A 25,670-nucleotide genomic window follows, 5' to 3' on the forward strand; every position below is an offset into this window, starting at 1 on the left:
CCGGCCTCAGCGCCCCTGGCGCCTGGCCCTGCAGGCCGCCGTAACTTCAGACGATGCGCCTGAGTCGAACGGCCCGTCCGCCCGTGACTGAGCGAATGGTCGCTATTTATGTGGACGTTTTACAACAGGGTTCAAGCGTAGCGGGACGACAGCGGCGACAGGTCGCGCGTAGGCGGTAAAGCTAGGCCCCTCATGCCCCCTGCCCGCTCGTGACAGGCAAGTTGTGCCAAGCACCCGACTTTTCGAGGCTTTTGCTCGCTCAAGCTGCCCGTGGCGCGGACGCCTCACCGGTCGGCCAAAGGCAGCACGCCCCCGTTTTATCCACGAAAAAGGCGCGCCCCCGAAACGGAGACGCGCCCAATTCTTGCGGTGAGGCTCCGGTTTTAGGCCGAAGCAGCCCCGCCCTTCTTCTCGGCGTAGATCAGCAGCGGCTGAGCCCGGCCTTCGACGACCTCGGCATTGACCACCACTTCCTCGACACCCTCGTAGTTGGGCAGTTCGAACATGGTCTCCAGCAGAATGCCTTCCATGATCGAACGCAGGCCACGGGCGCCCGTCTTGCGGATGATGGCCTTCTTGGCGACCTGATGCAGAGCGTCATCGGTAAAGGTCAGACCGATGTTCTCCATCTCGAACAGACGCTGGTACTGCTTGACGAAGGCGTTCTTCGGCTCGGTCAGGATCTTGACCAAGGCGGTCTCGTCGAGATCCTCCAGGGTCGCGACCACCGGCAGACGGCCGATGAATTCCGGGATCAGGCCGAAGCGCTGCAGATCGTCGGGCTCGACGTTCCGCAGGATCTCGCCCGTGCGGCGTTCTTCCGGATCGGTGACCTTGGCGCCGAAGCCGATCGACTTGGCCGCACCGCGCGCCGAGATGATCTTCTCGAGGCCGGCGAACGCGCCGCCGCAGATGAACAGGATGTTCGTCGTGTCGACCTGCAGGAATTCCTGCTGCGGATGCTTGCGCCCGCCTTGCGGCGGCACGGAGGCTACAGTGCCTTCCATGATCTTCAGCAGGGCCTGCTGCACGCCTTCGCCCGACACGTCGCGGGTGATCGACGGGTTGTCGGACTTGCGGCTGATCTTGTCGATTTCGTCGATGTAAACGATGCCGCGCTGGGCGCGCTCGACGTTGTAGTCGGCGGCTTGCAGCAGCTTCAGCACAATGTTCTCGACATCCTCGCCGACGTAACCGGCTTCGGTCAGCGTCGTGGCGTCGGCCATCGTGAACGGCACGTCGATGATTCGGGCCAGCGTCTGGGCCAGCAGCGTCTTACCCGTACCGGTCGGACCGACCAGCAGGATGTTCGACTTGGCCAGTTCGACGTCGTTGTTCTTCGACGCGTGGTTCAGGCGCTTGTAGTGATTGTGCACCGCGACCGCGAGCACCTTCTTGGCGTGACCTTGACCGATCACGTAATCGTCCAGGACTTCGCAGATCTCGCGCGGCGTGGGCACGCCGTCCTTGGACTTCACGAAGGCGATCTTGTGCTCTTCGCGGATGATGTCCATGCACAGTTCGACGCATTCATCACAAATGAACACCGTCGGCCCTGCGATGAGCTTGCGCACCTCGTGCTGGCTCTTTCCGCAGAAAGAACAATACAGAGTGCTCTTGGTGTCGCCGCTCGCGGCTTTCGTCATGATCGCTTCTCACACTATGGCGACTTACGGCTTATCACCGGAGACGCCCCTCCGAGCGCACACACCGCCACCGAAGCAGACAGGATATACGCCGGGAGTTGTCTAATCCTTGACATTCCCCGATCCGGGCTCGCTTCACAAGCCTTGGCGGCTCCTTTCCGCCTGAAACGCTGCGAAGCACCGGATCGTGTCATGACCTCGTCGTCTAATTTGGGCGATTGGCGGCAGGACGCAACCCATACCGCGCCTTGGGCCTTACAGCGGTCGGCGTAACCCCGTATGACGAGAGCCGGAATCGTTGAAACGGAGCGCGGACATCGCGCCCACACGGAAGGATCGATGGCGAAGCGTTCACTGATGGCCAAGGGCTTGAGCGCCTCGCGTCCGATGACCGGCGACCTGGGAGACGAACCTGCTCTGGTGGCGTTCGACTTCGACGGCACCCTGACGGTCAGGGACAGCTTCAACGCCTTCCTGAAGTGGCGCGCCGGCCGCCGATGGACGCGCGGCGTCATCCGCCTCACCCCAGCCCTGGTCACCTACGTCTTCGATCGCAACCGCGCCAAGCTGAAGGCTGCGGCGATCCGCGAGTTCCTGAAGGGCGCCACCGTCGAGCAGATCGAGACCGACGCTCGAACCTTCGCGCAAAATCACGCCGCCTCGCTGCTGCGCCCCGACGCCCTCGCCGTCTGGCGCTCATGGCGGGCCAAGGGCGCCAAGCTGGTGATCGTCACGGCTTCGCCCGAGATCACCGTCGCGCCCTTCGCCCGCGGCCTGGGCGCCGACATGCTGATCGGCACCCGTCTGATGACCAGCGAGGACGGCCGGGTGCTGGGGGGCCTGGACGGCAACAACTGTCGCGCCAAGGAGAAGGTGCTGCGCCTGCGCGAGGTGTTCGGCCCCGACGTCCACCTGACGGCGGCCTATGGCGACACTTCGGGCGACACCGAGATGCTGGCGATCGCCGACGAGAAGGGCTACCGCGTGTTCAGGGGCAAGCCGGCGTCCTAGACCACCCCTCCCCCGCATCAGACAAAGAAAAAGCCGCTGACCCGAAAGTCAGCGGCTTCGTCTTTCCGGGGCGGATACGCCCTATTCGGCGCCCGCCTCGGCCGCGTCGCGGCTGTCGTAGACGTGGTCGACCAGGCCCCAGGCCTTGGCTTCGTCGGCGCTCATGAAGTGGTCGCGGTCGAGGGTCTTTTCGACTTCCTCATAGGTGCGACCGGTGTGCTTGACGTAGATCTCGTTCAGGCGGCGCTTGGTCTTGATGATGTCCTCGGCGTGGCGCTCGATGTCCGAGGCCTGGCCGCGGAAGCCGCCCGAGGGCTGGTGCACCATGATGCGGGCGTTCGGCAGCGCGATGCGCTGGCCCGGCGCGCCGGCTTGCAGCAGCAGCGAACCCATCGAGGCGGCCATGCCCATGCACACCGTCGAGACCGGGCTCTTGATGTATTGCATGGTGTCGTAGATCGCGAGGCCCGACGTCACCACGCCGCCCGGCGAGTTGATGTACATGGCGATCTCTTTCTTGGGGTTCTCCGACTCCAGGAACAGCAGCTGGGCGCAGATCAGGCTGGCCATGCCGTCCTCGACCGGACCGGTCAGGAAGATGATCCGCTCCTTCAGCAGGCGCGAGAAGATGTCGAACGCGCGCTCGCCGCGGCTGGTCTGCTCGACCACCATCGGAACCAGGTTCATCGCCGTCGCCATCGGATCGTACATCATGGGGGTTCGCCCTTTGTCGTGTGTCTTGTTGCGCGAAAGCGAATCAGCCCCCGCGCACCGTCGCTCACGCATATCGCGTGGCGCTTAACAGGTTGCAAGGAGAGGCCCGGTTTCGACGCGTACGAAAAAGGCGCGGTCCTTGCGAACCGCGCCTCGTTTCGTTCAGCTTTCAGCGAGCCTTAGCCGCCGTAGCCTTCCGGCAGGTCGTCTTCTTCCAGGAGCTCGTCCTTGGAGACTTCCTTCTCTTCGATCTTGGCCTTGCCAAAGATCAGGTCGACGACCTTGTCTTCATAGATCGGGGCGCGCAGGGCGGCCTGCAGGTCGGCGCGCTGACGGTACATGTCGAAGACCTGTTGGGCTTGCGGGCCGTACTGGCGGGCTTCGCGCATGATCGCGTCGGTCAGTTCCTGGTCGGTGACGACCACGTCGTTCTTGCGGCCGATTTCCGCCAGCACTAGGCCCAGACGCACGCGGCGCTCGGCGATCTTGCGGTACTCGTCCTTCAGCTGGTCGTCGGTCTTCTCGGCGTCTTCCGGCGGCAGGCCGCCACGGGCCTTGTCGGCCTCGACCTGTTGCCAGATGCCGGCGAACTCGGCTTCGACCATGCGCGGCGGCAGGGCGAAGTCGTGCTTGGTGTCCAGCACGTCCAGCAGGGCGCGCTTCAGCTTGAAGCGCGAGGAGTTGTCGTAGCGGCCCGACAGGTTCGAGCGCAGCAGGTCGGTCAGGGCGGCCAGGTCCGACAGACCCAGGCGCTTGGCCAGTTCGTCGTCGGCCTTGCCGTCGACCGGCGCGCGGACTTCAGTCACCTTGGTGGCGAATTCGGCGTCCTTACCGGCCAGATCGGCGGCCTGGTAGTCTTCCGGGAACTTCACCTTCACGATGACGTCGTCGCCCGCCTTCGAACCAACCAGTTGGTCTTCGAAGCCCGGGATGAACTGACCCGAACCCAGGACCAGCTCGGCGCCTTCGGCCTTGCCGCCGGCGAACTCGACGCCGTCGATCGTGCCGACGAAGTCGATGACCAGTTGGTCGCCGTCCTTGGCCTTCACGGTCTTGCCGGTGCGCGGCTCATAGGTGCGGGCCTGCTTGGCCAGCTCTTCCAGAGCTTCGGTCACTTCGGCGTCTTCGATCTTGTAGACCGGCTTGACCAGCTCGATGGTCGACGGGTCGATCGGCTCGAACTCCGGCATCACTTCGACGGCCAGATCGAAGACCAGATCTTCGCCGCCGTTGACGACCTTTTCCATGTCCGAGGTCGGGTTCAGCTCGGGCTGACCGGCCGGACGCAGCTTGTTGTCTTCCAGGACCTTGGTGGTGGTCTCGTTGAGCGCCTGCTCGATGACTTCGCCCATCAGGCCCTTGCCGTACAGGCGACGAACGTGAGCCGTCGGCACCTTGCCGGGGCGGAAGCCCTTCACGTTCATTTGCGGGGCGACTTCGGCGATACGGGCTTCCAGACGCGTGGCGAGCTCACTCGCGGGCACCGTGACACCGAAAACGCGGCTGAGGCCTTCGCCCGACTTTTCAACGATCTGCATCGACATTCTTATTTCTCGGGTCCGGGACGCCGCGCGCCCGAGCTCCGCCCTAGGGGTCCAAAAGATCGACGCCGCCCGCGAAAACCCGGGCGGCGAAAGAGCGCCCTTATGTCACGACGTAGGCGTGCGTCCAAGAGCAGCGGCGATAAAACTCGTCAGGACTCAGAGAGCCCGCGAGAACAGTGGTGCGGATGAGAGGACTCGAACCTCCACGCCTCTCGGCGCTAGAACCTAAATCTAGTGCGTCTACCAGTTTCGCCACATCCGCGTGGGTCGGGGCTTACGGACTTAAATCCGAGCGCGCAAGCCTGCTTTCGGGATCAGCGTCGCGCGTGGAGTTCGGCCAGGATCGCCGGCGCCAGGCCTGGCAGATCCTCGGCGATCAGGCCCGGACCGTGGCGCGCGCCGCATTCGGCATGGATCCAGGCGCCGGCGCAGGCGGCCTCGAAACTCTCCATCCCCTGAGCGATCAGACCTCCGATGAAGCCAGCCAGCACGTCGCCCGAGCCGGCCGTGGCCAGCCAGGGCGAGCCGTTCAGCGACACCGCCGCGCGGCCGTCCGGCGCGGCGACCACCGTGTCGGCGCCTTTCAAAAGGACCACGGCGCCGGCCCGCTCGGCAGCCGCGCGAGCCGCAGCGACGCGGTCGGCAGAGGCGCCCAGCAGCCCCGGGAAGATTCGCTCGAACTCACCCGGATGCGGGGTCAGGACATCGTCACGATCCAGACAGGCGAACAGCGCCTCCCGGTCGTGACGGAAACTGGTCAAGGCGTCGGCGTCGACGACCAGGGCCGCCCCCGTGCGCGCCAAGGCCTGCAGGTTCTGCGCGGTCGCCTCGCCCACCCCGGCCGCCGGGCCGATGATCATCGCATCAGCGTCCTCAGCGGCGACGGCGAGATCAGCCTCCGTCCCGAACGGCGCCAGCATGACCGCTTCGAGATGTGCGGCATTGACCGCCAGGGCGCCTGGAGGCGACAGCACGGTCACCGCGCCAGCGCCGATCCGCAGAGCGCCGCGCGCCGCCAGTCGCGCCGCGCCTGTGCTCCACATCTCACCGCTGACCACCTTGAGCCGGCCGCGCGTGTGCTTGTGGGCGTCCAGCGCCGGCCAAGGGAAGCGGCGCGCCCAGAGCGCCGGGTCGTTCTCGAACAGCGTCGCGCCGTCCGAAGGCGGCAGACCGATGTCGGCGACGACGATCTCGCCGCACGCCTTGCGCCCCTCGACCAGCACGTGGGCGCGCTTGCGACGGTGGAAGGTCACGGTCAAATCGGCGCGGAACGCCGCATCGCCCAACGGTCGGCCGGTGTCGCCATGGATTCCGGACGGCACGTCGATCGCCACGATCGCCACGATGCCCGGCGACCACTCGCCGCTGGCCCGCGCCAGCGCCGCGACATCGCCTTCCAGCGGACGCGACAGCCCGGCCCCGAACAACGCATCTATATAGAGCGTGCCGACCGACAGTTCGGCCGACAGTGGGCGGACCTCGCCCTTCCAGCGAGCGGCGGCCTTGCGCGCGGCGTCGGTGGCCGGCGGCTGGGCGGCCTCGACCACGACCTGCCAGCCACGCCGGCGCAGATGACGCGCCGCGACATAGCCATCGCCGCCGTTGTCTCCGGGCCCGCACCAGATCACCACGGGCTGGTGAGCGTAGCGAGCGCGCACAGCCTGGGCCACGGCTTCGCCGGCCCGCTCCATCAGGACCGTGGTCGGCGTTCCCCGCTCGACGGCCGCACGATCGGCGGCGGTCATCTCGGCGACGGTCAGGATTTCACGCGGCACGCCCATATCCCCGAAACGCTAGAGCACCTGACTGTGAGCTTCACGCCCCTTTCGCGACAGGATCAAGCGGTCACCCTCGATCTCGAACACCGTAAGGGAGCAATGATCGGGTCGGAACGCCGCCACCTTGGGGTCGCCGGTCGCCGCCGACACCGCCGCGTTCAGAGCCACGAAGTGACTGAACACCGCCGCGCCGCCGTGCTCGGCCAAGGCGCTGGCGACGCTACGGGTCCAGACGACATAGTCCAGATCGCCTGCCACCTCTTCCCAGCGACCGCCAAACGCCTCACGCAGCCAATTCGGCCGCTCGGCCGCCGACAGCGCGGCAGGCGTGGGGATTTCACCAACCCGCGGATCGATCTGGATTTCCACGCCCAGAGCGTCAGCCAACGGCTGAGCGGTCTCGCGGCAACGGCGCAGCGGCGAAGACACGACCCGGTTCGGCCGCTCGCTGTCCGGCAAGGCCAGGATCTCCCGGGCGACCGCTTCGGCCTGCGCCCTGCCCTCTGCGTCCAGCCCCGGATCCTCGTCCGCGCCGCCCCAGGTCGAGGCCGGACGTCCGTGGCGGATCACATGCACGCGGCTCATGCGGCGGCCTCCCGAAGGGCCTTGCGCATCGTCACTGTCGTCAAAGCTTCACGGCCAGCAAGAACCGACCCTTTTGACGCGCCAACCCAGGCTGCGCATTCCGCCGCAAGATTCAGCAATTTACCGGGATAAAGCTGATTTCCCACAAAAGCCCCTTTGCGAATTTGGCCGACATCGAACACGCACCGTGCTTCATCCCGCACTTTCGCCCCCGTTCGAACGGACGTTTAAGGCGATCCTAGGCGTCCAACCGCATGCGGCAAGGCCATTTGGCGGCCATTCCGAAAATGCGCATTTCTCGTGCGACATCTGCACAAATTTCGATCACATGCCCGGAAGTCGATCGCTCGCTCATCTTTGTCGCAAGGGCTCGCTTGCGGCGTTTCGGGCGGCGTGATCGGTGCGCTTCAGCAATGGGCGGTTCGCCGCCGACGGGACCGAGTGGAACCGATGAAGAAGATCGAAGCCGTCATCAAGCCGTTCAAGCTGGATGAGGTGAAGGAAGCCCTGCAAGAGATGGGCGTCCAGGGCATGACCGTGCTCGAAGCCAAGGGCTATGGCCGTCAGAAGGGCCACACCGAGCTGTACCGCGGCGCCGAGTACGTCGTGGACTTCCTCCCCAAGATCAAGGTGGAGGTCGTCGTCGAGGACAGCCAGCTGGACGCCGCATTGGACGCCATCACCCGCGCCGCCCGGACGGGCCGCATCGGCGACGGCAAGATTTTCGTCTCGGACATCGCGGAAGTGGTCCGCATCCGAACCGGAGAAACCGGCCCGGCCGCCGTCTGAGGCGCTGGACCGTCAATCGCTACTGAAAGACACTACAAGGGGATACGGAATGAGCACCGCCAAGGAAATCCTGGACCTGATCAAGGAAAAGGACGTCAAGTACGTCGACGTGCGCTTCACCGACATTCACGGCAAGATGCAGCACGTGACGTTCGACATCGATCTGGTCGACGACGAGTTCCTGACCGACGGCACCATGTTCGACGGCTCGTCGATCGCTGGCTGGAAGGCCATCAACGAGTCGGACATGAAGCTGCGTCCGGACCTGTCGAGCGCCATCATCGACCCGTTCTACCAGCAGACCACGCTGGCGCTGTTCTGCGACGTCGTGAACCCCGACACCGGCACCCCCTACAACCGCGACCCCCGCTCGATCGCCAAGGCCGCGCTGAACTACGTGAAGTCGGCCGGCGTGGGCGACACCGTGTACTTCGGTCCGGAAGCTGAATTCTTCATCTTCGACGACGTGCGCTGGTCGACCGCGCCTCACGACACCGGCTACTCGTACGACTCCACCGAACTGCCGGTGAATTCGAACAAGGCCTATCCGGAAGGCAACATGGGCCACCGCCCGGGCCCGAAGGGCGGCTACTTCCCGGTCAATCCGGTCGACAGCAGCCAGGACCTGCGCGGCGAAATGCTGGCCGTCATGGGCGAGCTGGGCATGAAGCCGGAAAAGCACCACCACGAGGTGGCCCCTGCCCAGCACGAACTGGGCCTGAAGTTCGACACCATGGTCGTCATGGCCGACCGGATGCAGCTCTACAAGTACGTCATCCACAACGTCGCCGCCGCCTACGGCAAGACGGCCACCTTCATGGCCAAGCCGATGTTCGGCGACAACGGCTCGGGCATGCACGTGCACCAGTCGATCTGGCAGGACGGCAAGCCGCTATTCGCCGGTGACAAGTACGCTGGCCTCTCGCAGGACTGCCTGTACTACATCGGCGGCATCATCAAGCACGCCAAGGCGATCAACGCGTTCTCGAACTCGACGACGAACTCGTACAAGCGCCTGGTGCCTGGCTACGAAGCCCCGGTGAAGCTGGCCTACAGCTCGCGTAACCGCTCGGCCTCGATCCGCATCCCGCACGTCGACAGCCCGAAGGCCAAGCGCATCGAAGCCCGCTTCCCGGACCCGATGGGCAACCCGTACCTGACCTTCGTCGCCCTGCTGATGGCCGGCCTGGACGGCATCATCAACAAGATCGACCCGGGCGCGGCCGCCGACAAGAACCTGTACGACCTGCCGCCCCGCGAGCAGAAGAAGATCCCGGAAGTCTGCGGCTCGCTGCGCGAAGCCCTGGAAAGCCTGGACAAGGACCGCGCCTTCCTGAAGGCCGGCGGCGTCATGGATGACGACTTCATCGACAGCTACATCGAGCTGAAGATGGAAGAAGTGATGCGTCTTCAACTGCACCCGCACCCGGTCGAATTCGAGATGTACTACAAGTGCTAATCGCGTAAGCGGATAGAACAACGACGAGGGCCGGAGAGCGATCTCCGGCCCTTTTTCGTCGCATCGCGAAGTCATCGCCGCGCCGGCGAGTAGAATGATTTATTACTTACTGGGCGCCGCATGAACAAAATTGTCGCAACTTCGCAACATAAACGACGTAATCGCCCGAAACGGGCTTAAAACGTCCGTTCCGAGATATCCCGAGAGCCGGGACTTCGCTTATCGCAGCCTCAATAGAAGCGCTGCGAACGCCCCAGTAGAGTCGGCGAGAGCGGCGCCTGCATCATCACAGGATGTCTCTCATGCTTCCCAAGCAATCCCTCCGTCGCACCCTCTCGGTGTCGTGCGGCCTGGCCGCGCTGACGGTCTCGCTGGCCGCCGGCTCGGCCGCCCTCGCCCAGGACTCTAAGGTCGGTGAGATCATCATCACCGCCCAACGCCGCAGCGAAAATCTGCAGGAAGTCCCCGTCTCGGTAGCCGCCATCGGCGGCGAGAAGCTGCAATCGACCTTCGCCGCCGGCGACGACATCCTGGCCTTGTCGGCCAAGGCGCCGGGCCTGTACGCCGAGTCCTCGAACGGTCGCGCCGCCCCGCGCTTCTACATCCGCGGCCTGGGCAACGCCGACTTCGATCTGGCCGCCTCGCAGCCGGTGTCGATCATCCAGGACGAAGTCGTTCTCGAAAACGTCGTACTGAAGAGCTCGCCGATCTATGACCTCGACCACGTCGAAGTCCTGCGCGGTCCGCAAGGCACGCTGTTTGGCCGCAACACCACGGCCGGCATCGTCAAGTTCGACACCGTCAAGCCCAGCGAAGAGTTCAAGGGTCGTGCGGCCGCTTCCTACGGCAGCTTCAACACCTTCACCTTCGACGGCGGCGTCGGCGGCGCCATCGTCCCAGGCAAGGTCGCGGTCCGCGCCTCGGCCCTGCTCCAGCGTCGCGACGACTGGATCGACAACACCTTCACCAAGAAGGACAACGCGCTGGGCGGCTTCGAGGAAAAGGCCGGTCGCCTGCAGGTGCTGTTCACCCCCACCGAAAAGCTCTCGGCCCTGTTCAACGTCCACGCCCGCGACCTGGACGGCACCGCTGCGGTGTTCCGCGCCAACGTGCTGACCAAGGGCTCGAACCAGCTGAACGGCAACTACGACCGCGACAAGGTCGCCTACGACGCCGGCGGCGGCAACCATCAGCGCTACAAGGGCTATGGCGCCTCGGCCAACATCCAGTACGACCTGGGCGGCGCCAAGCTGACCTCGATCACCGCCTATGAGAACACCCATGGCTACAGCCGCGGCGACATCGACGGCGGCAACCCCGCTGGCCCGGGCTTCATCCCGTTCCAGTCGGACACCCAGGATGCGATCCCGAACCTGTTCCAGTGGACCCAGGAAGTCCGCCTGGCCAGCGACACCGACGGTCCGTTGAGCTGGCAGGTCGGCGGCTTCTACTTCGACACCAAGTACGCCATCGAGACCAACCCCTTCTTCATGCCGCCTACCCGTCTGCAGCAGAAGAACAAGGCCTGGGCCGTGTTCGGTCAGGCTTCCTACGCCGTCACCGAAGCGTTCACCCTGACCGGCGGCCTGCGCTACACCGAAGACGACAAGGACCTGAAGGTCATGTTCGGCAACGCCGCACCGGCCGTCTCGGTCTCCGACGACCATCTCTCGTGGGACGTCTCGGCCTTCCTGAAGCTGGACGAGAACGTCAGCGTCTACGGCAAGGTCGCCTCGGGCTTCCGCGGTCCGTCGATCCAGGGTCGCGACATCGCCTTCGGTTCGCCGGCCTCGACCGCCCGCTCCGAGACCATCATGTCGTATGAAGTCGGCCTGAAGAGCGAACTGCTGGACCGTCGCATCCGCCTGAACGGCGCGATGTTCGCCTACACGGTCGACGACCCGCAGTTCAGCGCCGTCGGCGGCGGCAGCAACTCCAACCGCCTGATCAACGCCAAGAAGGGCGAGGCCTTCGGTCTGGAACTGGACAGCGAGTTCGTGATCACCCCGAACTTCGTGGTCACGGCCGGCTACAGCTTCGCCCAGACCAAGATCAAGGACAGCACGCTGGCCGTCGCGCCTTGCGCCGCCTGCACCGTCACCGATCCGCTGAACGCCGCCGGCCAGGCCCTGGTCAACGGCAACCCGTTCCCGAACGCGCCGCGCTACACCTTCGACTTCACCGCGCGCTACTCGTACCCGGTCGCCTCGGGCGAGCTGTTCGCCTTCACCGACTGGAAGCGTCAGGGCTACACGAACCTGTTCCTGTACCAGTCGAAGGAGTTCTACTCGAAGAACGACTTCGAGGGCGGCCTGAAGCTCGGTTACGCCAACAAGGCCGCAGGTTGGGAAGTCGCCGCCTTCGCGCGCAACATCACCAACGAGCACAACATCAAGGGCGCGATCGACTTCAACAACCTGACCGCGTTCGTCAACGAGCCGCGCGTGATCGGCGTCTCGGTCAACGCCAACTTCTAGGACCTTCGGGACCTCGAAACGGAAAGGCCGCGGAGCGATCCGCGGCCTTTTTCTTGGGTTCTAGGCTTTCAGCCCGTGGCCGATGACGGGCGTGGTCTCGAAGCGCTGCGGGAAGCCGGCGATCAATGGCCGGCCCTTGGCGATGGCGGCCTGCACGCCCGGCAGCTTCAGCGAGGCGGCGTGGGCGTCCTTGTCAGTCCAGACCTCGGTGATCCACAGAGCGTCGGCGTTGGTCGGGTCCCGGGCGATCACGTAGGATAGACAGCCGGGCATATCGCCGGTCCCCTCGCCCAGGATCGCCAGCAATTCGTCGCGCTTGCCGGGCGCAGCCAGCATCTGGCCGATCAGTCCATACATCGGTTTGCTCTCCTGAGCCTGTGCGGTGGAGGCGAACGCGGCGGCGGCGAGGCCGCCGGCCAGGGCGTCGCGCCGGTCGAGGATCGTCACGCCTTGCACTCGCCTTGGGCGGCGACGCTAGCCCCGGCGCCGGCAGCCTGGCAGGCGTTGCCATAGGTCTTGCCGTCGCAGCCGCAGACCGGCTGGTAGATCATCGGGCACATATCCGGCTTCTTGCGGCAGACACCCGCCGCGTCGGCGACGGTCCGGCACTGGCCGACCTTCATTTCGCAGGTCAGGCCCGACTGGCACTGGAAGCCGGCGAATCCGCCGCACATGCCGCCCTCGGCGACGGGCGTTCGCGGGCCGCCGGACGGCGGCGGCGTGGACTGCCCCGGCGCGCTGCACGCGGTCACCAGGATCAGGGCGAGGCAGGCGAGCAGACGGCGCATGAGCAATCTCCGATAGCGGGTACGACTTGATAAGCCGGTTCTTTTCGTCTGTCCTTCCCGCCTCTTCGAGAGTCGGGGTTTTTCATGATCAGATGGCGTAGCGTGGCGATGGCCACCAGCCTGCTGGCGATCGGGCTTTCCGCCTGCGCCACCACCGGGACCACAGCGCCCGCCAAGCCGGCCGAGAAGGCCGAGGCCAAGCCGCTGCCCAAGGGCCTGGACGGCCAGGCGTCGAGCGGCTTCCCGTCGACCTATCTGCCCCTGCCCTCGCGCCCGACGGCCTTCGTCGGCGCCACGATCCTGACCGCGACGGGCCAGCAGATCGACAATGGCGTGATCTTCGTCGCGGGCGGCAAGATCGCCTCGGTCGGCGGTCCGGAGACCCCGATCCCGGCCGACATCGCCGTGATCGACGCCAAGGGCAAGTGGATCACGCCTGGCATCATCGACGCCCATAGCCACCTGGGCGTCTATCCCTCGCCCGGCGTCTCGGCTCGCTCGGACGGCAACGAGGCCACCGACCCGAACACCGCCCAGGTCTGGGCCGAGCATTCTGTGTGGCCGCAGGACCCCGGCTTCAACCGGGCCCGCGCCGGCGGCGTCACGACCCTGCAGATCCTCCCCGGCTCGGCCAACCTGTTCGGCGGCCGCTCGGTGACGCTGAAGAACGTCCCGTCCCTGACCATGCAGGGCATGAAGTTCCCCGACGCGCCCTACGGCCTGAAGATGGCCTGCGGTGAGAACCCCAAGCGCGTCTATGGCGGCAAGGGCCGCTCGCCCTCCACCGCGATGGGCAACGTCTTCGGCTATCGCAAGGCCTGGATCGACGCGGCCGACTACAGCCGCAAGTGGGACGACTATCGGTCCAAGCAGCAGAAGGGCGAAAAGGGCGACGCCCCCAAGCGCGACCTGCAGCTGGAGACCCTGGCCGGCGTGCTGAAGGGCGAGATCCTGGTGCACAATCACTGCTACCGCGCCGACGAGGAAGCCGTGATGGTCGATATCGCCAAGGAGTTCGGCTACAAGATCACGATGTTCCACCACGCGGTGGAGAGCTACAAGATCGCGCCTCTCCTGGCCCGCGAAGGCATCTGCTCGGCGACCTGGTCGTCGTGGACCGGCTTCAAGATGGAAAGCCTGGACGGCATCGACGCCAACGCCGCCATCCTGTGGAAGGCCGGCGCCTGCGTCGTCATCCACTCCGACGACCCGATCATGACCCAGCGGCTGAACCAGGAAGCCGCCATCGCCATGACCGCCGGCAACAAGCTGGGCTACGGCATCAGCCGCGCCGAGGCGATCAAGTGGATCACCGCCAACCCGGCCAAGTCCATGGGCATCGACGGCAAGACCGGCAGCCTCGAAGCCGGCAAGGCCGCCGACCTGGTGGTCTGGAGCCGTGACCCGTTCAGCGTCTACGCCCAGGCCGAGCAGGTCTTCGTCGACGGCGCCCTGATCTACGACCGCAAGGACAAGCGCTTCCAGCCCAAGTCCGATTTCGAGCTCGGCCAGCCCGGCCAGGGAGCGTTCAACTGATGATCCGGTCACTGCTTCTCGCCAGCGCCGCCGCTGCGCTCGCCCTCCCCGCAGCCGCTGAAACGATCGCCATCGTCAACGCCCGCATCGAGCCGGTCTCCAGCGCCGCCATCCCGGCCGGGACCCTGGTGATCCGCGACGGCAAGATCGCCGCCGTCGGCGCCAACGTCCCGGTGCCGGCCGGCGCCAAGGTCATCGACGCCAAGGGCGGGGTCGTCACCCCCGGCCTGGTCGCCCCGTCCTCGAACCTCGGCGCGTCCGAGATCGGCGGGGTGCGTGAGACCCGCGACGACGGCACCGGCAACGCCCTGTCGGCCGCCTTCGACATCGCCTACGGCGTCAATCCGATGTCGCCGATGATCGGCCTGGCCCGCGACGGCGGGATCACCAGCTCGGCTGTCACGCCCGTCCTGTCGGGCAGCGGCGCCGGCGCTCACGTCCATGCCGACGACGGCGAGGTCGAGGAGATGACCGCCGGCAAGGACGGCGCGGGCGATCCGCCCCTGTTCGGCGGCCAGGCCGCGTTCATCCGCCTGAAGGCCGGCGCGCCCGATATCGTCGAGGCCTCCAAGCTGGCCGTCACCGTCTCGCTCGGCCAGAGCGGCGCCCGCGCCGCCGGCGGTTCGCGCGGCGCCAGCCTGATCCTGATCCGTTCGGCGCTCGAGGACGCCCGGGCCTTCGCCGCCCGCCGCACCGCGTTCGAGCAGGGCGCGACCCGCGACTTCGGCCTGTCGCGCCTGGATCTGGCCGCCCTGATCCCGGTCGTGCAGGGCAAGGTCCCGCTGCTGATCCGCGTCTCCCGCGCCGCCGACATCCGCCAGGCCCTGAAGCTGGCGGCCGATGAGAAGATCCGCATCATCCTGGAAGGCGCCGAGGAGGGCTGGATGGTCGCTCCGGAAATCGCCAAGGCCGGCGTGCCCGTGATCGTCGACGCCCAGGCCGACCTGCCCGACAGCTTCGAGACCCTGGGCTCGCGCCTCGACAACGCCGCCCGGCTGCACGCCGCCGGCGTCAGCGTGGCGATCAATGGCTCGCGAGACTTCAACAACCTGCGCCAGGAGCGGCTGAACGCCGGCCTCGCGGTGGCCAACGGCTTGCCCTATGCGGCCGCCCTGGCCGGCGTGACCCTGATCCCGGCCAGGATCTGGGGCCAGGACGGCAAGATCGGCTCGCTGGACGTGGGCAAGCAGGCCGACGTGGTGGTCTGGAACGGCGATCCGCTGGAGACGACCAGCTGGCCGCTGAACGTCTTCGTCGCCGGCGTCGAGCAGCCGCAGGACAGCCGCCAGACCCAGCTGCGCGACCGCTACGCCAGCAGCGACCAGAGCGGCTACCCCGCCGCCTACCGCTAGACCGACCTCCGCCCCCGGCTCGCGCTGGGGGCGGATTTCGCTTTTCAGTGGAAGCCGCTCGCCGCATACGAGGCCCCTGCACCCGAATCGCCTAGACTTCCGCCGATGTCCTCCGACAAGACCCCCTCCCTGTTCGACGACGAGGCCCTGGCGCCCGTCCCCGCCGCGCCGTTCCAGGCCAGCGTGGAGCCGCACGTCGAACCGACGCCGCGCCCGATCCCGCCGCCCCCGCCCTCGAAAGAGCCGCCTCCGCCCCCGCCGGCCGGCAAGACCAACGCGCCCGGCGAATACTCGGCCGCCGACATCGAGGTGCTGGAAGGGCTGGAGCCCGTCCGCAAGCGCCCCGGCATGTACATCGGCGGCACCGACGAGCGGGCGCTGCACCATCTGTTCGCCGAAGTGCTCGACAACTCGATGGACGAGGCCGTGGCCGGCTTCGCCAAGACCATCGAGGTCAAGCTCGACGCCGACGGCTATTTGTCGGTCAAGGACGACGGTCGCGGCATGCCCGTGGACCCCCACCCCAAGTACCCGGGCAAGTCGGCGCTGGAGGTCATCATGACCGTCCTGCACGCCGGCGGTAAGTTCACCGGCAAGGCCTACGAGACCTCCGGCGGCCTGCACGGCGTCGGCGCCTCCGTCGTCAACGCCCTGTCCGAGCGCGTCGAGGTCACCGTCTGGCGCGACGGCTTCGAGCACCTGCAGGTCTTCTCGCGCGGCAAGCCGCTGGGCCCGATCGAGCAACTGGGCCCGTCGCGCAAGAAGGGCACCATGGTGCGCTTCAAGCCCGACGACGAGATCTTCGGCGAGGGCGTCGGCTTCAAGCCGGCGCGCCTGTACCGCATGGCCCGCTCCAAGGCCTATCTCTTCCGCGGCGTGCAGATCAAATGGTCCTGCGATCCCTCGCGGATCCATGACCAGACCCCGCCCGACGCGGTCTTCCACTTCCCCAACGGCCTGGCCGACTTCCTGGCCGAGCGCACCAAGGGCCTCAACACCGTCACGCCCGAAAGCTTCTCGGGCCGCATCGAGCGCCAGGGCGAGGCCGGCGCGGTCGAGTGGGCCGTCAGCTGGACGCCCCAGGGCTTCGGCGAGCACGACGGCTTCATGCAGTCGTACTGTAATACCGTTCCCACCCCCGAAGGCGGCACCCACGAGAGCGGCTTCCGCGCCGCCCTGACGCGCGGCCTGAAAGCCTATGCCGACCTCAAGGGCGAGAAGCGCGGCACGATCATCACCGCCGACGACGTGGTCGCCCAGGCCGGCGCCCTGATCTCTGTGTTCATCAAGAACCCGGAATTCCAGGGCCAGACCAAGGAAAAGCTGTCCACGACCGAGGCCCAGCGCTTCGTCGAGGCCGCCCTGCGCGACCCGTTCGACCTGTGGCTGACCTCCAGCCCCAAGAACGCCCAGGCCCTGCTGGAGTTCGTCATCGAGCGGGCCGAGGAGCGCCTCAAGCGCCGCAAGGACAAAGAGGTCACCCGCGCCAGCGCCACCCGGAAGCTCCGCCTCCCGGGCAAGCTGGCCGACTGCGCCGGCGGCGCGGTGGACGGCGCCGAACTCTTCATCGTCGAAGGCGACTCGGCCGGTGGTTCCGCCAAGCAGGCTCGCGACCGCAAGTACCAGGCCATCCTGCCCCTGCGCGGCAAGATCCTCAACGTGGCCAGCGCCAGCGGCGAGAAGTTCACCGCCAACAAGGAGCTGTCGGACCTGATGCTGGCCCTGGGGGCCCAGGGCGGGAACAAGTATCGCGAGGAAGACCTGCGATACGACCGCATCATCATCATGACCGACGCCGACGTCGACGGCGCCCACATCGCCAGCCTGCTGATCACCTTCTTCTACCGCACCATGCCGGACGTGATCCGCCAGGGTCACCTCTATCTGGCCCTGCCGCCGCTCTACCGCATCGCCCACGGCGGCAAGAGCGAATACGCCCGCGACGACGGCCACAAGGACGAGCTGCTGGCCACGGTCTTCAAGAACAAGAAGCCCGAGATCAGCCGCTTCAAGGGCCTGGGCGAGATGATGGCCTCCCAGCTGAAGGAGACCACCATGGACCCCAAGAAGCGCACCCTGGCCCGCGTGACCCTGCCGCGCTCGGAAGAGGCGGTGGAAAGCCTGGTCGAGACCCTGATGGGTCGGAAGCCCGAGCTGCGGTTCCGCTTCATCCAGGAAAACGCCGAGTTCGCGTCGGCGGACCTGGATCTCTGATCCGCCGTGCGTCCTTCGAGGCCCGCTCCGCGGGCGCCTCAGGATGAGGACTTCAGAAAATCCCTCATCCTGAGGTGCGCGGCGAAGCCGAGCCTCGAAGGACGCACGGCGTCTCGGCTTCACGCGGCGAACCCGCTGAAGGTGCATGGGGAGGCGACGGAGCGGCCGGGCGAACCCGGAGACCGTGAGGTTTGTTTGTGTTTCGGCTCGCGAGTCCGCTCCGCCAGGTTGTTCTTGCCCGTGAGGTAGGGGGGCGTGAGCGTTGTGTGCTCGGGACCCCAAGAACCCCCGGACGGGCGCGGACCAACTGGATCGGCTACATCCGTCTCCAGCCCGACAGTCCACGATAGGCGGCTTTAACGGTCACCGCCCTGTCGCTCCGCTGAAGGCTTGATCCCGGAAACTGCCCGTTCGCCAACCGATCTGCCTAAAGAGTACAGACGGAGCGACTTTCGAGCTTCCAGGACCCCCAGCGGCCCCGCTCAACCTATCCCCATCGCCGCTTTGGGCCGGATCCAAGCGCCCTCCCCTTGCGACGGGGACCAAGTGATTATGGGGCCGCGCTGAACGCGGATCATTCGATGGCGCGAGAAATCGACAAGCGATTGATTTCATTGGGTACGAGATCGCGAACGCCGAGCGTTCAGACGCTCCAATGCACGTCCCCCATCGTCATCCCGCGCTTTATGCGCGGGACCCATGGTTCAGCTTCCATGTGAGAACGTGAGCCCGCACTTCACCTGCGGCGGACAGATGGGTCCCGCGCATAAAGCGCGGGATGACGAGGATGATTAGGTGCGAGCCGGCAAGGTCTCACCCGCCCCCTGCTCGGCCCGCATCCGATACGCCATCACCGCCGTATGCCCCAGCCGCTCCACCAGCCGCCAGTTGACGATCGCCCCCAGCGGCGCGCCGACCACGGGGATGAACTGGGCCAGCTTGGCCAGGTCGATATGGTCGCGATACTGCTGCTGGAAGGCCCGCCAGTCGAAGTCGTTCAGGTGGGCCGGATGCGGCCGCGCCTCCCAGTCGTCCAGCGCCGCCATCACCCCGGCCCGATGCGCCGCGTCCGAGAACGCCAGCTCGAAGATATGCAGGATGAACAGGCGCTCGGGCAGCTCTGTCCCGTCATGGCCGAAGATCGCGGCGATCTCGAACAACAGCTTGATCTTGAAGCTCATCAGCAGCGGGAAGTCGGCCGCCGCCAGCAGGAAGCCCCCGGCCCCGGTCACCCCGCCCTCGGCCGCCGCCGCCTTCTTCCAGCCGTCAATCGCCTTGGCCGCCTTGGCGCGGCGTTCGTCCAGCGGCAGCCCGATCAACGGCGACCCCGTCGCGAAGTCCGCCCCCGTCAGCATCGCCCGCGTCATGCCGGAGATCCCGGCCGTGACCGCGGCATGGACCTTCTCGGGGATGAGACGGTTGATCCGCTGCTGCGCGGCGCGAGCGACGCCGTTCAGCGCGCCGGGCGGCTGCAGGATCTCGGCGCGCCAGGCGAGGATGTCGGGAGAGAGAGTCATGCGGCCACTCTAGCGGGTCCGCCCTCGTCCTTCGACAGGCTCAGGATGAGAGCTACTTTAGCCTGAGCCTGTCGAAGGACGAGGTTTCGGTCCCACGCTCGATGTCGGCTCACGATCCAAAGCAAACAGGGTCCAGTAGCCCCTAGTGCCCACCGGTCGACCGGAGGAAATCAAGCGCTAGGCGGAGCGCAGTCCATGCCCCGAGCAGCAACAGAACCCAACTCACCGCATGAACCCAGCCAGAGAAGACACGCTGCGGAAGCAGCGGCACGCGTGCAGCCTCACCTTGGTCCGTCCGAACTCGCTGGACAAACGGAAGGTCTGCGTTGACCTGAAGCACCTCCATCGTGAAGTGCTCCTTGTGACCGAGGTTGGGGACCTGGACGACATAAAAGTTCTCAGGGGTCCGCGTCGATCCGTAATTGACTAGAGGCCACAACTGATAGTGCTGTGGTTCCATCCCGAGGAAGACTTCAACCTCCTTGGCTGGAGCGCGGCCGACGTTGTGTACAAAAATGGTCTGGGTCCGAACCGTTACTGGCGGTGCAGGCGGCTGTCCCTCCGCGCCCGGTCTGGCCGGTAGGGCGAAGTGGAACTCGTGAGAGACGCCCCAGAGCACTTTGGGGCGTGGGTCGAACGCCTTTACCAGCAGCCCCAGGACCAAGAGAATGAGCCCCGAAGCTAGGGAGTTCTGGAACTGAGTTCGGGCAAGAAGATCGATTAGTTCGTGCATATGGGCCTCGGGCTCAGATGCTTAACCTTAGCAGAGCTCTAGAAGAGCGGCATCGGGTTTCGACGTGGGAAGCCTAGGGTTGCCGGCGGGATCACTCAGGTACTTGGACAGCTCATCACCAATCTCTGACGCTCGGACCGTCTGCCCCCACAGCGCTGTGCGTCCTTCGAGGCTCGCCTTCGGCTCGCACCTCAGGATGAGGTATCAGGAACCTAGGGCCTCATCCTGAGGCGCCCGCGCAGCGGGCCTCGAAGGACGCAGAGGCTATCCGCCTCGCCCGAACGGTCCCCATCCACACCCCCTGCCCTTCCATCCCCACGATCCCCAGCCCCGCCGCCTCGCCCTAACCCGCGACGCGGCCTATATGCTTGAGCGCATATTCACCACGCCCGGACCCCCAGGCTTGTCCACCCAGTTCAGACTGCCGCTGGCCGCTGCGCCGACCTATGCTCGGGAGGACTTCGCTGTCTCGCCCAGCAATGGCGACGCCGTCGCGCTGCTGGACGGCTGGCCGGCCTGGCCCGAGGGGCGGCTGGCGCTGGTCGGGCCGGCGGGGTGTGGGAAGACGCATCTGGCCCGGGCCTGGGCGGAGGCCGTCGACGCGGTCGTGATCGAGGGCGACGCGGACCTCCCCGCCCTGCGCGGCCGGGCCGTGCTGGTCGAGAACGCCGACCAGCGCGCTGACGAGGCGCTGTTCCACATCCTCAACATGGCCGGGGTCGATGGCGGGACCGTGCTGCTGACCGGCCGCGAGGCGCCGCTGGCCTGGGCGACGGCGGTGCCGGACCTGCGCTCGCGGCTGAACGCTCTCTCGGTAGCGACGATCGCGCCGCCCGATGACGCGGTGCTGGAGGCGGTGCTGCGGCGGGCCTTCGCGCAACGGCTGCTGAAGCCCGATCCCGACCTCTATCCCTATCTGCTGTCGCGCCTGCCGCGCTCGGCGGCCGAGGCCATCGCGGCGGCCGACCTGCTGGACGAGGCCGCGGCGCAGCAGCGGCGCGAGCTGAACAAGGCCCTGGCGCGGGAAGTGCTGGGGGATTTCGAGGGGGATGAGGAGGGGTAGAGCCCTTCTCCCCCCCGATCTCCCCGGCGAAGGCCGGGGCCCAGATCGAACCCATAGACGCCCGACGGGCCTGCAGGGCGCATCCCGGATCAACCCAAACCGCCCAGGATGGATCTGGGCCCCGGCCTTCGCCGGGGAAACGGGTTTGGGGTGAGCGGCGAAGTCCTTGCTCCGAAAGACTTTGTCGCTCTGTCGTCACTTGCCTCGTTCACCATGGCGGAACACACTCGCGTCTAAAGTGACCCCATGAACGAGATTACCGCCCTGACCGCGCCCGCCATCGCTCCGCAAGCTGAAGATTCCGCGCCCCTGGCGCTCGACGCCGAGCTGATGGCCTCGCCCGAGCGGTTCTTCAATCGCGAGCTGTCGTGGCTGGCCTTCAACCAGCGGGTCCTGGAGGAGAGCAGCAATCCGCGCCACCCGCTGCTGGAGCGGCTGCGGTTCCTGTCGATCTCGGCCAACAATCTCGACGAATTCTACATGGTGCGCGTGGCCGGCCTGAAGGGCCAGGTGCGCGAGGGCGTGCGGGTGGTCAGCCAGGACGGCCTGACGCCGGGCGAGCAGCTGAACCGCATCAACGCCTCGGCCTTCGAGCTGATGGCCGAGCAACAGAAGATCTGGCGCCAGGTCCGCACCCAGCTGTGGGACGAGGGCCTGAAGCTGCTGGACGCCAAGGATATCGAGGGCGAAGACCGCAAGCGGGCCGAGGAGATCTTCCGCAACCAGATCTTCCCGGTGCTGACGCCGCTGGCGATCGACCCGGCCCACCCGTTCCCGTTCATTCCGAACCTGGGCTTCTGCCTGGCGCTGAAGCTGCGCCGGATCGCCGACGACAAGCACCTGTACGCCCTGGCGCCGATCCCCTCGCAGGTGCGCCGGTTCTGGGAGCTGAGTTCCGTCGTCACGCGCGGCAAGAAACGCCAGCGCAAGATCGTGGCGCTGGAAAGCTTCATCATCCTGTTCCTGGAGCACCTGTTCCCCGGCTACGAGGTCGAGGGCCGCGGCCTGTTCCGCCTGATCCGCGACAGCGACCTGGAAATCGAGGAAGAGGCCGAGGACCTGGTCCGCGAGTTCGAGGCGCAGCTGAAGAAGCGTCGCCTGGGCGCCGTGGTGCGGGTCAAGATCCAGACGACCATGCCGCCGGACCTGCGCGACTTCATCATCGAGGGCCTGCGCGCCGAGCCGGAAGACGTGGTGCTGGTCGACGGCAAGCTGGGTCTGGCCCAGATGTCGGAGCTGATCCCGCCGGATCGTCCGGACCTGAAGTTCCCGCCCTTCAACGCCCGCTTCCCCGAGCGCATCCGCGACCATGGCGGCGACTGCTTCGCGGCGATCCGCGAGAAGGACATCCTGGTCCACCACCCGTTCGAGAGCTTCGACGTGGTGGTGCAGTTCCTGCGCCAGGCCGCGCGCGATCCCAACGTGCTGGCGATCAAGCAGACCCTGTATCGAACGTCCAAGGACAGCCCGATCGTGGCGGCCCTGATCGAGGCGGCCGACAACGGCAAGAACGTCACGGCCCTGGTCGAGATCAAGGCGCGCTTCGACGAGGAGAATAACCTCAAGTGGGCGCGCGACCTGGAGCGGGCCGGCGTGCACGTGGTGTTCGGCTTCGTCGACTGGAAGACCCACGCCAAGCTGTCGGTGGTGGTGCGCCGCGAGGGCGACAACAATCTGCGCAGCTACTGCCACTTCGGCACCGGCAACTATCACCCGCAGACGGCCAAGGTTTACACCGACCTTTCCCTGTTCACCTGCGACCCGGCCCTGGGCCGCGACGGCGGCAAGCTGTTCAACTTCATCACCGGCTACGCCCTGCCCGGGCGGCTGGAGAAGCTGTCGTTCTCGCCCCACACGCTCAAGCCCGACCTGCTGCGGATGATCGAGGCCGAGGCGGATGCGGCGCGCGCGGGCAAGCCGGCCGGGATCTGGGCCAAGATGAACGCGGTCGTCGATCCGCAGGTCATCGACGCCCTCTACGCCGCCAGCCAGGCGGGCGTGCAGATCGATCTGGTCGTGCGCGGCATCTGCTGCCTGCGGCCGGGCATCGTCGGCCTGTCGGAGAACATCCGGGTCAAGTCGATCGTGGGCCGCTTCCTGGAGCACACCCGCGTGGTGGCTTTTGCGAACGGTGGACCGCTGCCCAGCGCCCAAACGCGGGTGTTCATCAGCTCGGCCGACTGGATGCCGCGCAACCTGGACCGCCGCGTCGAGAGCCTGGTGCCGATCGAGAACCCGACCGTGCACCAGCAGGTGCTGGACCAGATCATGGTCGCCAACCTCAACGACGAGGCCCAGAGCTGGAAGCTGGACAGCGAGGGCGACTACGCCCGCGACCCGGCCTGGGCCAGCAAGGGCGCGTTCTCGGCCCACGACTACTTCATGACCAATCCCAGCCTGTCGGGCCGCGGCCACGGCGCGCGCGACCTGCCGCGGGCGTTCGACCACGTGGGACCCAAGCGCAAGCGGTGAGGCTCGCCCTCGCCGCTCTGCCGCTCGTGGTCCTGACCGCCTGCGCGCCCGAGCCGGGGCGGCAGGCGGACATCTGCGCGATCCAGGCCCTGCCCGCCCGTCCCGGCGTCGACGCCTTCGGGATCGCGCCGGACATCGAGCAGGCCGCCCAGACGCGAGGCGACGTCTACGGTCCGGGCGTCCTGCCGGGCGGCGGCATCCGCTGGTGGGGCCGCTGCCCGCGCCAAGCCGACACGACCGACATGATCCTGATCGGTCCTGGTCCGTGGGCCCTGACCAAGGGCGGCCAGCGGGCGAACGGGCGGCCGCTGGGCTACGGCACCTGCTATCACCGCGACGACGGCGCCGGCTGGCAAACCGTGGCCTGCCGCATCAATCCGTGAGCGGAAAAGGCTTTCCGCGCGTTTCTTCCCCACGGAAAATGATCAGCAGCGCTTCCACCGTCCGCCGAATAGGCTAAAGCAGCCCCATGCCCTTCCCGGCGCCGCGCGACGCGGCGGTCATCGATATCGGTTCAAACTCGGTGCGCCTGGTGGTGTACCGGCTGGAAGGCCGCGCCATCTGGACCGTCTTCAACGAGAAGGTCCTGGCGGGCCTGGGCCGCGACCTGGCCAAGACCGGCCGGCTGTCGCCTGAGGGCGTGATCCAGACGCTGCAGGCGCTGAAGCGCTTTCGCGCCGTGCTGGAGGCGGTCAAGCCGGCCGAGGTCTTCGCCGTCGCCACCGCCGCCGCCCGCGAAGCCAAGGACGGCCCCGACTTCATCCGCCGCGTGCGCGAAGAGACCGGCTTTTCCGTCCGCGTCCTGACCGGCGAGGAAGAGGCCCACTACGCCGCCGTCGGCGTACTGGCCGGCGCGCCGGACGCCGAGGGCGTGGTCGGCGACCTGGGCGGGGCCAGCCTCGAGCTCATCCGCCTGAACCCCACGGGCGCCGGCCAGGGCGTAACCCTGCCGCTGGGCCCGTTCAGCCTGGCCGGCCCGCAAGGCAGCCCCTTCGATCCCGAGCGCGTGCGCCGTCTGGCCCGCGAGCGGATCGCGCCGGTGGCCGCCGACTTCCGCACCGACACCTTCCACGCCGTGGGCGGCGCCTGGCGCAATCTGGCGCTGCTGCACATGCGGCTGTCGGGCTACCCGCTGCACGTCGTCCACCAGTACCAGATCGACGCCCAGGAGGCCCTGCAGGCCGCCCGCCTGGTCGCCCACCAGTCCAAGAGCTCGCTCGAGCGCATCGAGGGCATGAGCAAGAAACGCTCGGAGACCCTGCCCTACGCGGCCGTGGTGCTGGAGACGCTGATCGAGCACCTGCAGCTGAAGCGTATCGAAATCTCGGCCTTCGGCGTGCGCGAGGGCCTGCTGTTCGAGGCCATGCCGCCGCGCGTACGCGGGCTGGACCCGCTGATCGAGGGCTGCGACGCCCTGGGCGCGCGCCAGGGCGTCGCCGACGACCTGGGCCCGGCGCTGGACGCCTGGATCACCCCGGCCTTCCGCACCCTGCCGCCGCTGTTCGGCGAGCGCGACAGCGTGCTGACGGCGGCCGCCAGCCGCCTGTCGGACCTGGGCGCGCGCCTGCACCCGGACCATCGCGCCGATCTCGTGTTCGAGCAGGTGCTGCGCGCCCCGATCGCGGGCATGGCCCACGACGAGCGCTGCTACCTGGCCGTGGCCGCCCACGCCCGCCACGCCACCAATTTCCACCCGCCGGAACTGGCGACGCTGGAGCGTCTGCTTACCCCAGCGCAGCTAAAGCGCGCCCGCGCCCTGGGCGCCACCATGCGCCTGGCCTGCGACCTCTCGGGCCGCAGCCCCAGCCTGCTGGCCCACTCGCGCCTGACGCTGGACAAGAACCATCTGGTGGTCACCGCCGAACCCGGCTTCGCCGACATCCTGCTGGGCGAACAGACCAGCAAGCGCGCCAACACGGCGGCGCAGCACCTGGGCCTGAAGCCGAAAATCGTCACGGGATAGAGGCCTACGCCGCTGATGTCGGCGATGGG

20 protein-coding genes, 1 tRNA gene and 3 pseudogenes are annotated in these 25,670 nt (G+C 67.0%); 13 read left to right on the top strand and 11 right to left on the bottom strand.

All coding sequences use genetic code 11. From position 1 onward, the window contains the following. Positions 1-383: 383 nt before the first annotated feature. On the bottom strand, positions 384-1,646 hold the full coding sequence (clpX, locus tag E1H18_RS19345) for an ATP-dependent protease ATP-binding subunit ClpX (protein ID WP_172271495.1): 1,263 nt from the start codon (positions 1,644-1,646) through the stop codon (positions 384-386). A gap of 339 nt (positions 1,647-1,985) precedes the next feature. Here clpX and E1H18_RS19350 point away from each other — a divergent pair, with 339 nt between their 5' ends. After that, positions 1,986-2,657: an HAD-IB family hydrolase gene (locus E1H18_RS19350; RefSeq protein WP_172271497.1), complete on the top strand. Its 672-nt coding sequence runs from the start codon at positions 1,986-1,988 to the stop codon at positions 2,655-2,657. Between the two features lie 81 nt (positions 2,658-2,738). Here E1H18_RS19350 and E1H18_RS19355 read toward each other — a convergent pair whose 3' ends face one another. From E1H18_RS19355 to E1H18_RS19380, 6 genes are all read right to left on the bottom strand, one after another. Beyond that, complete coding sequence (locus tag E1H18_RS19355; RefSeq protein ID WP_370526552.1) at positions 2,739-3,371, bottom strand: ATP-dependent Clp protease proteolytic subunit; 633 nt, start codon at positions 3,369-3,371, stop codon at positions 2,739-2,741. A gap of 179 nt (positions 3,372-3,550) precedes the next feature. Continuing rightward, positions 3,551-4,909 carry a trigger factor gene (tig, locus tag E1H18_RS19360; protein WP_304515723.1) on the bottom strand — a complete coding sequence of 453 codons (1,359 nt, stop codon included), beginning with the start codon at positions 4,907-4,909 and terminating at the stop codon, positions 3,551-3,553. Between the two features lie 183 nt (positions 4,910-5,092). Further along, positions 5,093-5,177 (bottom strand) — tRNA-Leu (locus E1H18_RS19365). Positions 5,178-5,229: 52 nt separating this feature from the next. Further along, positions 5,230-6,690 (bottom strand): NAD(P)H-hydrate dehydratase, encoded by a 1,461-nt coding sequence (locus E1H18_RS19370; protein WP_172271500.1) that lies wholly within the window; start codon positions 6,688-6,690, stop codon positions 5,230-5,232. A gap of 18 nt (positions 6,691-6,708) precedes the next feature. Continuing rightward, a complete protein-coding gene (locus E1H18_RS19375) occupies positions 6,709-7,278 on the bottom strand; it encodes a histidine phosphatase family protein (RefSeq protein ID WP_172271502.1) in 570 nt (189 codons plus the stop codon). Continuing rightward, entirely contained in the window at positions 7,275-7,460 is a 186-nt protein-coding gene (locus tag E1H18_RS19380) for a hypothetical protein (protein ID WP_172271504.1), read from the bottom strand. The genes E1H18_RS19375 and E1H18_RS19380 overlap by 4 nt, the downstream gene beginning before the upstream one ends. A 268-nt stretch (positions 7,461-7,728) precedes the next feature. On the opposite strand from E1H18_RS19380, the gene E1H18_RS19385 reads away from it, so the two are divergent. The 3 genes from E1H18_RS19385 (at position 7,729) to E1H18_RS19395 (ending at position 12,003) form a co-directional block, all read left to right on the top strand. After that, positions 7,729-8,067: a P-II family nitrogen regulator gene (locus tag E1H18_RS19385; RefSeq protein WP_172271506.1), complete on the top strand. Its 339-nt coding sequence runs from the start codon at positions 7,729-7,731 to the stop codon at positions 8,065-8,067. Between the two features lie 49 nt (positions 8,068-8,116). Then, entirely contained in the window at positions 8,117-9,526 is a 1,410-nt protein-coding gene (glnA, locus tag E1H18_RS19390) for a type I glutamate--ammonia ligase (RefSeq protein ID WP_172271508.1), read from the top strand. A gap of 302 nt (positions 9,527-9,828) precedes the next feature. Then, a complete protein-coding gene (locus E1H18_RS19395; RefSeq protein WP_172271509.1) occupies positions 9,829-12,003 on the top strand; it encodes a TonB-dependent receptor in 2,175 nt (724 codons plus the stop codon). Positions 12,004-12,063: 60 nt separating this feature from the next. Here the strand turns inward: E1H18_RS19395 and E1H18_RS19400 are convergent, their stop codons facing one another. Then, positions 12,064-12,450 (bottom strand): antibiotic biosynthesis monooxygenase, encoded by a 387-nt coding sequence (locus E1H18_RS19400; protein ID WP_172271511.1) that lies wholly within the window; start codon positions 12,448-12,450, stop codon positions 12,064-12,066. Beyond that, the gene (locus E1H18_RS19405; RefSeq protein WP_172271513.1) at positions 12,447-12,791 is read right to left on the bottom strand and encodes a Kazal-type serine protease inhibitor domain-containing protein; all 345 of its coding nucleotides are present in this window, start codon (positions 12,789-12,791) and stop codon (positions 12,447-12,449) included. Before E1H18_RS19405 ends, E1H18_RS19400 begins: the two co-directional genes overlap by 4 nt. 84 nt (positions 12,792-12,875) lie before the next feature. On the opposite strand from E1H18_RS19405, the gene E1H18_RS19410 reads away from it, so the two are divergent. The 3 genes from E1H18_RS19410 to parE all read left to right on the top strand — a co-directional run bounded on the left by E1H18_RS19410 (position 12,876) and on the right by parE (position 17,893). Next, positions 12,876-14,327: an amidohydrolase gene (locus tag E1H18_RS19410; RefSeq protein ID WP_172271514.1), complete on the top strand. Its 1,452-nt coding sequence runs from the start codon at positions 12,876-12,878 to the stop codon at positions 14,325-14,327. Next, the gene (locus tag E1H18_RS19415; protein ID WP_172271522.1) at positions 14,327-15,679 is read left to right on the top strand and encodes an amidohydrolase family protein; all 1,353 of its coding nucleotides are present in this window, start codon (positions 14,327-14,329) and stop codon (positions 15,677-15,679) included. The genes E1H18_RS19410 and E1H18_RS19415 overlap by 1 nt, the downstream gene beginning before the upstream one ends. A 105-nt stretch (positions 15,680-15,784) precedes the next feature. Beyond that, positions 15,785-17,893, top strand: a complete 2,109-nt coding sequence (gene parE / locus E1H18_RS19420; protein ID WP_172271524.1) for a DNA topoisomerase IV subunit B — start codon at positions 15,785-15,787, stop codon at positions 17,891-17,893. On the opposite strand, the pseudogene E1H18_RS27380 reads toward parE, so the two are convergent. After that, a pseudogene (locus E1H18_RS27380) lies at positions 17,847-18,040 on the bottom strand (hypothetical protein). The gene parE and the pseudogene E1H18_RS27380 overlap by 47 nt on opposite strands. Before the next feature lie 552 nt (positions 18,041-18,592). Here E1H18_RS27380 and E1H18_RS26910 point away from each other — a divergent pair. Then, a pseudogene (locus E1H18_RS26910) lies at positions 18,593-18,679 on the top strand (hypothetical protein); the annotation flags it as partial. A gap of 5 nt (positions 18,680-18,684) precedes the next feature. Here the strand turns inward: E1H18_RS26910 and E1H18_RS19425 are convergent. Next, positions 18,685-19,410 (bottom strand): EcsC family protein, encoded by a 726-nt coding sequence (locus E1H18_RS19425; RefSeq protein ID WP_172271526.1) that lies wholly within the window; start codon positions 19,408-19,410, stop codon positions 18,685-18,687. An 874-nt stretch (positions 19,411-20,284) separates the two neighbouring features. Between E1H18_RS19425 and E1H18_RS19430 the strand changes: the two are divergent. The 5 genes and pseudogenes from E1H18_RS19430 to E1H18_RS19450 form a co-directional block, all read left to right on the top strand. Further along, positions 20,285-20,403, top strand: a pseudogene (locus E1H18_RS19430) (hypothetical protein); the annotation flags it as partial. 143 nt (positions 20,404-20,546) lie between these two features. Further along, positions 20,547-21,206: a chromosomal replication initiator DnaA gene (locus E1H18_RS19435; protein WP_172271527.1), complete on the top strand. Its 660-nt coding sequence runs from the start codon at positions 20,547-20,549 to the stop codon at positions 21,204-21,206. Between the two features lie 246 nt (positions 21,207-21,452). After that, positions 21,453-23,678: an RNA degradosome polyphosphate kinase gene (locus tag E1H18_RS19440; protein WP_172271529.1), complete on the top strand. Its 2,226-nt coding sequence runs from the start codon at positions 21,453-21,455 to the stop codon at positions 23,676-23,678. After that, positions 23,675-24,061, top strand: a complete 387-nt coding sequence (locus tag E1H18_RS19445; protein ID WP_172271531.1) for a hypothetical protein — start codon at positions 23,675-23,677, stop codon at positions 24,059-24,061. Before E1H18_RS19440 ends, E1H18_RS19445 begins: the two co-directional genes overlap by 4 nt. A gap of 86 nt (positions 24,062-24,147) precedes the next feature. Continuing rightward, positions 24,148-25,641, top strand: a complete 1,494-nt coding sequence (locus E1H18_RS19450; RefSeq protein WP_172271533.1) for a Ppx/GppA phosphatase family protein — start codon at positions 24,148-24,150, stop codon at positions 25,639-25,641. Positions 25,642-25,670 lie beyond the last annotated feature (29 nt).

Origin of the sequence: Caulobacter sp. RHG1, assembly GCF_013181195.1 — a bacterium.
Classification (GTDB): domain Bacteria; phylum Pseudomonadota; class Alphaproteobacteria; order Caulobacterales; family Caulobacteraceae; genus Caulobacter.

Bases quoted from the DNA above. Each gene is read 5' to 3' on its own strand.
- clpX (WP_172271495.1), bottom strand. From the start codon at position 1,646: ATGACGAAAGCCGCGAGCGGCGACACCAAGAGCACTCTGTATTGTTCT.
- E1H18_RS19350 (WP_172271497.1), top strand. From the start codon at position 1,986: ATGGCGAAGCGTTCACTGATGGCCAAGGGCTTGAGCGCCTCGCGTCCG.
- E1H18_RS19355 (WP_370526552.1), bottom strand. From the start codon at position 3,371: ATGATGTACGATCCGATGGCGACGGCGATGAACCTGGTTCCGATGGTG.
- tig (WP_304515723.1), bottom strand. From the start codon at position 4,909: ATGCAGATCGTTGAAAAGTCGGGCGAAGGCCTCAGCCGCGTTTTCGGT.
- E1H18_RS19375 (WP_172271502.1), bottom strand. From the start codon at position 7,278: ATGAGCCGCGTGCATGTGATCCGCCACGGACGTCCGGCCTCGACCTGG.
- E1H18_RS19385 (WP_172271506.1), top strand. From the start codon at position 7,729: ATGAAGAAGATCGAAGCCGTCATCAAGCCGTTCAAGCTGGATGAGGTG.
- glnA (WP_172271508.1), top strand. From the start codon at position 8,117: ATGAGCACCGCCAAGGAAATCCTGGACCTGATCAAGGAAAAGGACGTC.
- E1H18_RS19395 (WP_172271509.1), top strand. From the start codon at position 9,829: ATGCTTCCCAAGCAATCCCTCCGTCGCACCCTCTCGGTGTCGTGCGGC.
- E1H18_RS19405 (WP_172271513.1), bottom strand. From the start codon at position 12,791: ATGCGCCGTCTGCTCGCCTGCCTCGCCCTGATCCTGGTGACCGCGTGC.
- E1H18_RS19410 (WP_172271514.1), top strand. From the start codon at position 12,876: ATGATCAGATGGCGTAGCGTGGCGATGGCCACCAGCCTGCTGGCGATC.
- E1H18_RS19415 (WP_172271522.1), top strand. From the start codon at position 14,327: ATGATCCGGTCACTGCTTCTCGCCAGCGCCGCCGCTGCGCTCGCCCTC.
- parE (WP_172271524.1), top strand. From the start codon at position 15,785: ATGTCCTCCGACAAGACCCCCTCCCTGTTCGACGACGAGGCCCTGGCG.
- E1H18_RS19425 (WP_172271526.1), bottom strand. From the start codon at position 19,410: ATGACTCTCTCTCCCGACATCCTCGCCTGGCGCGCCGAGATCCTGCAG.
- E1H18_RS19440 (WP_172271529.1), top strand. From the start codon at position 21,453: ATGAACGAGATTACCGCCCTGACCGCGCCCGCCATCGCTCCGCAAGCT.
- E1H18_RS19450 (WP_172271533.1), top strand. From the start codon at position 24,148: ATGCCCTTCCCGGCGCCGCGCGACGCGGCGGTCATCGATATCGGTTCA.